4 protein-coding genes are annotated in these 5,918 nt (G+C 53.1%); all 4 read right to left on the reverse strand.

What is annotated here, in order from left to right:
• Positions 1-149: 149 nt before the first annotated feature.
• The gene (locus tag QEH53_RS23170) at positions 150-1,205 is read right to left on the reverse strand and encodes a nucleotidyl transferase AbiEii/AbiGii toxin family protein (RefSeq protein WP_309025619.1); all 1,056 of its coding nucleotides are present in this window, start codon (positions 1,203-1,205) and stop codon (positions 150-152) included.
• 1 nt (position 1,206) lies between these two features.
• Positions 1,207-3,207 (reverse strand): DUF6577 family protein, encoded by a 2,001-nt coding sequence (locus QEH53_RS23175; RefSeq protein ID WP_309025620.1) that lies wholly within the window; start codon positions 3,205-3,207, stop codon positions 1,207-1,209.
• 116 nt (positions 3,208-3,323) lie between these two features.
• The gene (locus tag QEH53_RS23180) at positions 3,324-5,432 is read right to left on the reverse strand and encodes an N-6 DNA methylase (protein WP_309025621.1); all 2,109 of its coding nucleotides are present in this window, start codon (positions 5,430-5,432) and stop codon (positions 3,324-3,326) included.
• A 333-nt stretch (positions 5,433-5,765) separates the two neighbouring features.
• On the reverse strand, positions 5,766-5,918 hold a 153-nt coding region (locus tag QEH53_RS24560), incomplete at its 5' end, for a hypothetical protein (protein WP_369426455.1).

Genomic DNA, 5,918 nt, shown 5'->3' on the forward strand with positions numbered 1-5,918 from the left:
GAGTGTCCGGTTCGCCGCTAGTCTGGAAATGGGACTAGGAGTAAGGTTTCGGGGATCGGACTGGCTCTTTTTTCGTAGATGTGCCGGGTGGAAAATAAGGGACAGGCTAATTATCGAGGTCCTTTGACCCCATTTGCGACGCCTCCTAGCTAGCTGAGTGAAGCCCAATAGAAATAGGCTTCCGGGCTGATTGATTTCAATCTTTGAAGTATCGAAAATTGATCGATGATAAGATGGTTCTTTAGTTGTGCGACTTTAGAAGTATCGAATGTGGGTAATCCGCCTGATTGGGGATGATGTTTGAGTTTTATAGCTAACGCGGCTGCCTTTGCTGCTGCGATTTTGGCCTGTGGCAGTTTGAATTTGCTGCTTATCAGGTGATTGGGAAGCTGGTTGATGCCACGGCGTAGGAGCTTTGTTGAATCTGTTTCTTTGAAGCCTCGTAGATCGATGGAGCAGATGTCGTAGCAGGTGTTGATGACGTCGTCTAAGTATTCCGAATACGAGCAAATACCTTCTGTGCGGTAGGAGCGTTCGGCTTCGTAGGAGATTTTGTTGGCATGGGCTACGATACTGAGGTCGGTAACTTCGGAGTAGAGTTGGGCGACGTCGAAAAGTTGCTTGATGACTTGGAGGCTGAACTTTTCAGTCAGAGGGACTCCGATGGAGCTAGGGCCAAAAGCGGTGAGCTTGTCGCCGAGCAGGGCGTTGACAGATGGCGTGGAGACGTTGGTCGTTTCTACGCAGTCGATGAAAGGAAGCTCGATTGGCTTTTGGACGATGTCTTGGATCTTGTTGGGTTCGGTGACTACATCTAGGAGGACCGGAAGTTCTTGGCCATTGCGGATCGGCGAGGGGTAGTAGAACTTGTAGTGAAGACGTTTGGGTAAGCGGTGTTCGCCGCGAAGTTGTTCTTCGAAGCGGGTGAAGGGCGTGTCAGGGAGGATTGAGGCGAGAACTTCCTCGAGCGATTCACGATCGGTATCGCAGGTGATATCAATGTCGATGGAGAGACGTTGAGGAGTGGGAAGATGTAGAAGCAGCGAGGTGCCGCCTTTGAAGACAAAGTCTAGATCGGTCTTTGTGAGGGCGACAAGAAGGGTGATCGCGTAGATGGCGCGCTCAAGGATTTCCGGATCTGCCGCTCCGAGGGTTTCTCTTTGGGCGTGTATCCAGTCTTTGGTGAAGCAGTGAGGTTGGATCATGCTAGAGGATGTGCTTTGTGATTTCCTCCGGGGGTATTTTGCGGCGCACGGCGTAGCGCTTGAGGGCAGTGAGGTTGACGCGACAGGTAGAGGAGAGGTTTCGCGTGAGGCGTTCGTATTCGGCTCCTTCGATCAGGCCGAGCTTTTCGATTTCGAAGTGGAGATCGACGAGGATTTGCTCGACGGGAGAACGCTTCTCTGTGTGGTCTGCTGATAGTCGAGGGCGTATGATAACGGTGTCTTCGGCTTCGAGACGGAAGGACTTGGCAATGTCGCCGAGCGGGTGGACGACGACGCGGTGACCGGCATCGCGAAGAGAGTCGGCAACCGGTTCGAAGGCGTCGCGGTCTACCATTAGGTAGGTAGCGTGCCGATTTGGGAGGTGGTGGAAATAAGGCGTCAGCTCGCGGGTGCTCCACAGGGAGAAGTCCAGCAGTGGGAATTCCTCGTCCATGGTCTTGAGGATGGAATTGAGGAGCGGCTGCTGAAGGTCGGGTAGGAAATCGTTGATAAGATCTGAATACCAACCGCGTCCGGCATTGAAGACACGCCCCTCGCTCTGCCATTCCTGCAGGTATCGCTTGATGGTGGCGGGTTCGTAGTGAATGGCCTCAGCTTCGATCGTCTTTTGGATGGTCTCTTGGTCGACGTAGTGGCGAGACAATCCAAAGAGTTTAGGTAGCAGCTCGTCGGCGACATAGTGTTTGCCGTCGAGGTAGGCCAACGCGGTTTCCTCGTCTTGCTCGATGGCGATTTCGACAGCTCGCTTGGCACGCTCGAGGAGGGCTTCTGAATGGAGTTTTGACGCCCTGGCTTCCTCTACGAGCGAACGAATCTTTTTCTGCACATCCTGTGGCGCGACCCAAATCCAGAACTTTGCAATATCGTCTGGATACAGCTCAATCTGGCCAGAAGAACCCTTGTAATACTGCTCGACCTGCATTTGGCCGAGCTCTGAGTTTAGGAACGCTGCTAAGAACACAGGATCGATGGACTCGATTGCCAGCTTAATGACTGTGACGTGATTGTCCGGTATGGCGATGTCTTCGTCTAAGTAAGGCGCAGCACGCCCGATTGTGCCTACTCCGGTACCATTTATCACAACGTCACCGTATTCGATAAGAACAGTGCTCTTTTCACGTTCTCCAAGACGGTTCTCTTCGCTTCTTCGAACCTCTCCGCTAACCACGTGTTTCGAATTAACTACTGTAAATCCAGATTCTGAATACGTAGGTTGCTTTCCACGAGAAACATTTATCGTGATGGATCCTAGCTCTTTTGCTTCTCCTCGTAGTCCGATACGTTTAGCTAAACTAGAAAACTTTGGTTGATAAAACTTCGAGTCCAGTCGATCAGACAATTCGAAGTCTGAGAAATTGGCCTCATAGGTTAGTGGTGTGTCCCATTCTCGGATATCGAGCAAGTCAACCAGTGAGCTTTCAGCCTTGTTATTCAGTGCACTAGCTTGCTCTAGCAAGCTTCTGGCAGACTGGACCTTCGATACTATTGATTGGGTGAGCTTTTCCGAGAGTTTTGGAACTAGGACTTGATCTGAGTCTTCGAGAAGAAATCCAGTCTGTACCGTGCCACGACGGAATCTTTGTATCTGCTCAGCACCGAATTGCGAATCAAGGAAAACAGCGAGAAATTCAGGTTTGATTGAATGGGGTCTGAAAATCGCGAGTTTACACGAGCATGTCGCTTTATTGTTGGTGCTTACTAGTGAGAGAGATCCAACGGTGCCAACAATAGAGAGAAGCACATCTCCTTTTTTGAGATGCGACCGATGCATATGCTTCTCGTTGTAGGCAGCCTCTGTGATACAAACGGGATTGGTTTGCTCTATGAAAAAGGGGCCGGTTACGTCCTGTCCTCGATAGTAGGGTATACCTTCTTCGACAAATTGATCTGAAATGGAGAAGTGGTTTCCGTCAGAAACTTTCGCCAATTCAGCGATTGATTTCGTTTCGAAAGCTTCAAGAGCAGATTCCAAATTCAGCATTGAACGCCTATAGAATTCGGCGTCGATGCGATTGGTCCGCTCAAGATCGCTAAGAGAAACTTCGGCTGCGTTTAGCCCCTCCAACAGTGCCCGGTAGCGGGCTTGGTTGAAGGGGCTTAGCTTTTTCCCGGCGCGAAGGAGAGGCGCTCTCGTTTTGCGAATTCTTGGAAGGCTTCGGCGATGCCGTCTCGGGTGTAGCCCTCGTGATTGAAGAGGTCGTGCTTGACGATGAGGTGGCCGTGGGTGTCGAGCACGAACTCGTCGTAGCTGGAGCCGGTTGCCTTGTAGTGCTGGGTGGGGTCGGCGACTTTTTGCGGGGCCTTGGAATCGTCGCTGGCCTCATCGTCGCCTTGCTGGAAGGCGCGCAGGTCCTTTTTGCGCAGGTAGATTTTTTCGCCGGAGTTGTCCTTGCTGGGCTCCTGCATGGTGGCGAAGAAGATGGGGTAGTCGTCCTTTTGGGGGCAGAGTTTCTTGTCCCACTTCTGCACGAGCAGGACGGAGGTCTTGGTGCCGGTGTGGGGCTTGAAGACGTTTCCGTGCAAGCCGACGACGGCAAGGATGCGGCAGCGCTCGGCGATGTAGTCGCGCAGGTGCTTATCGGAGGAATTGTTGAAGCGTCCTTGCGGAAGCACTACAGCCATGCGTCCGCCGGGCTTGAGAAAGTCGAGGTTTCGCTCGATGAAGAGGAGATCGCGGCCGACCTTGGTCTGGCGTTTGCCGTTGGGCTTTTTGCCGAGCTCGTACTTGGCGAGGATGCGGGACTCTTTTATGTCGCCCGCGAAGGGCGGGTTGGCGAGCAGGACGTCGAAGTTGAAATGGTGGTCGCTGTTTCGGGTGGCGCGGAGTTTCTTGAGACGTCGCCAGCCGTTGAAGTAGGTTTCCTGCCAGTCCTCGTCTTCGGTCTTTTCGCTCCAGCGTTCCCAGTCGAGGGTGTTGAGGTGGAGGACGTTGGTTTGGCCGTCACCTGCGATGAGGTTCAAGGTGCGGGCCACGCGGACGGAGCGTTCGTCGAAGTCGATGGCGAAGACCTTCTCGTTGACGTAGTCGGTGCAGCGAGGCGGCTTTTCCTCGGAGGTGAAGAGGTGGCTCTTGGGGAGCCCGACGTTAGCGAGGATTTTTTCCCAGACGTGGAAGATACCGTGTACCGGGAATCCGCAACTGCCAGCGGCGGTGTCGATGAGGGTTTCATCCTCCTTCGGGTCGAGCATCTTGACGCACATGTCGATGACGTAGCGCGGGGTGAAGTACTGGCCCTTTTCTCCCTTGCTCGATTTGTTAATGAGGTATTCGAAGGCCTCGTCGACGACGTCGAGGTTGGAATTGAAGAGCTTAACGTCTTGTAGGGAGGAAACGCATACGGACAGATGGGAGGCGGTAAGCTGGATCTTCGAGTCGGAGGAAAAGACGCCTTCCCATTTGTTTTTGGCGCTGTCGAAGAGGCTGCCGATTTTTTCGCGAAGCTCGGTTTCGGTGTAGCCGTAGTTTCTGAACTCAAGGTGGCGCGAGTGGTCGCGGCCGGAAGACATCTCGTCGTAGAGCTTGGTGAAGATAAGTTTGAAGAGCTCCTCGAAGACGTCGACGCCTGCGTTGGCGAGGACTTCGTCCTCCATTTCCAGGATGAGGTCCTTGAGGGATTTGCGTTCGTTGATCAGCTTGTCGCGTTTGATTAGATCATCGATAGTCCAGCGCTCGGTGAGGATGTCGGAGAGCTTTTCAGTGGCCTTGGGAATGCCGGGGATGTCTTCGAAGAAATTCGGGTCCTTGCGGTGGTAGTAGGAGATGGATTCGCCGTTGGTCCAAACGCCGATAGGGGCTCCGGTAGCGTTGCAGTAGGACTTGAGTTGCTCCTTGCCATCTTTGAGCTTCGGCTTCTTGAGTTCGACGATGAGGTAGGCGGAGCGCGCATCTTGCTTGTCGAGGATGACGATGTCGGCCCGCTTTTTTTCGCGACCGAAGCTGACGGTGTATTCCACCTCGATGCGGTCGAGAGGGTAGCCGAGATCTTTGTGGAGAACGCGAAGGTAAAGTTGGCGGATGGCTTCCTCGGGCGTGAGCCGGATGTCCTTGTTGCGCGAGAGGCACTTTAGGTAGGGAACCTCTTGGTTGCGAACGGTTTTGAGGAAGACAGCATCTTCTAGTTCCTCGATGTATTTCCGTGAGAACTGGGTGAGGTTGTAGCTAGAATCCTGTAGGAGTGAGGGGAGTTCGAAGGCGATTGTTGGCATAGCTCTGTTGAGCTAGAGTTACGCTCTTCGCTTTGATTAGATCAACCTGTAAATCATCTTTTGTCACATTTTCTGAAAAAGTGACGTTTGGGGATTTTTTGGAAAGGAACGAAATGAGGTTTGCTCTAAAGAATCGAAAAAAAATAAGACAGGCTATTTATCGTGGCTTTTATTGGAGGTGGCTGGGCTGTATAGATAGCTCTGTTCACCTTCGCTTTAACCTAAGGCGCTGGTGGCTGTTTGAGCTGGATGGTGACGCGAATAAGCGCCCGCGGAGCGGCCGCACCACCTTTTTTGGGGTGGCCTCCTTGGTACGGGGTAAGCGCGGCGGTGCTATTGTGGCGTTTCGGCTGCTTGGATGACGATCTCGTCGAGGATGAGGCCGGGGTCGACCATTTGGATAGTGATCTTATGCGTGCCTGCGGTTTCGAGGGTGTGTTGGGTGACGCCGGCGGAGTAGGCGCGGATGGTGTTGGCGTTCCAGGC

It is taken from the genome of Pelagicoccus sp. SDUM812002, from assembly GCF_031127835.1.
Taxonomy (GTDB): domain Bacteria; phylum Verrucomicrobiota; class Verrucomicrobiia; order Opitutales; family Opitutaceae; genus Pelagicoccus.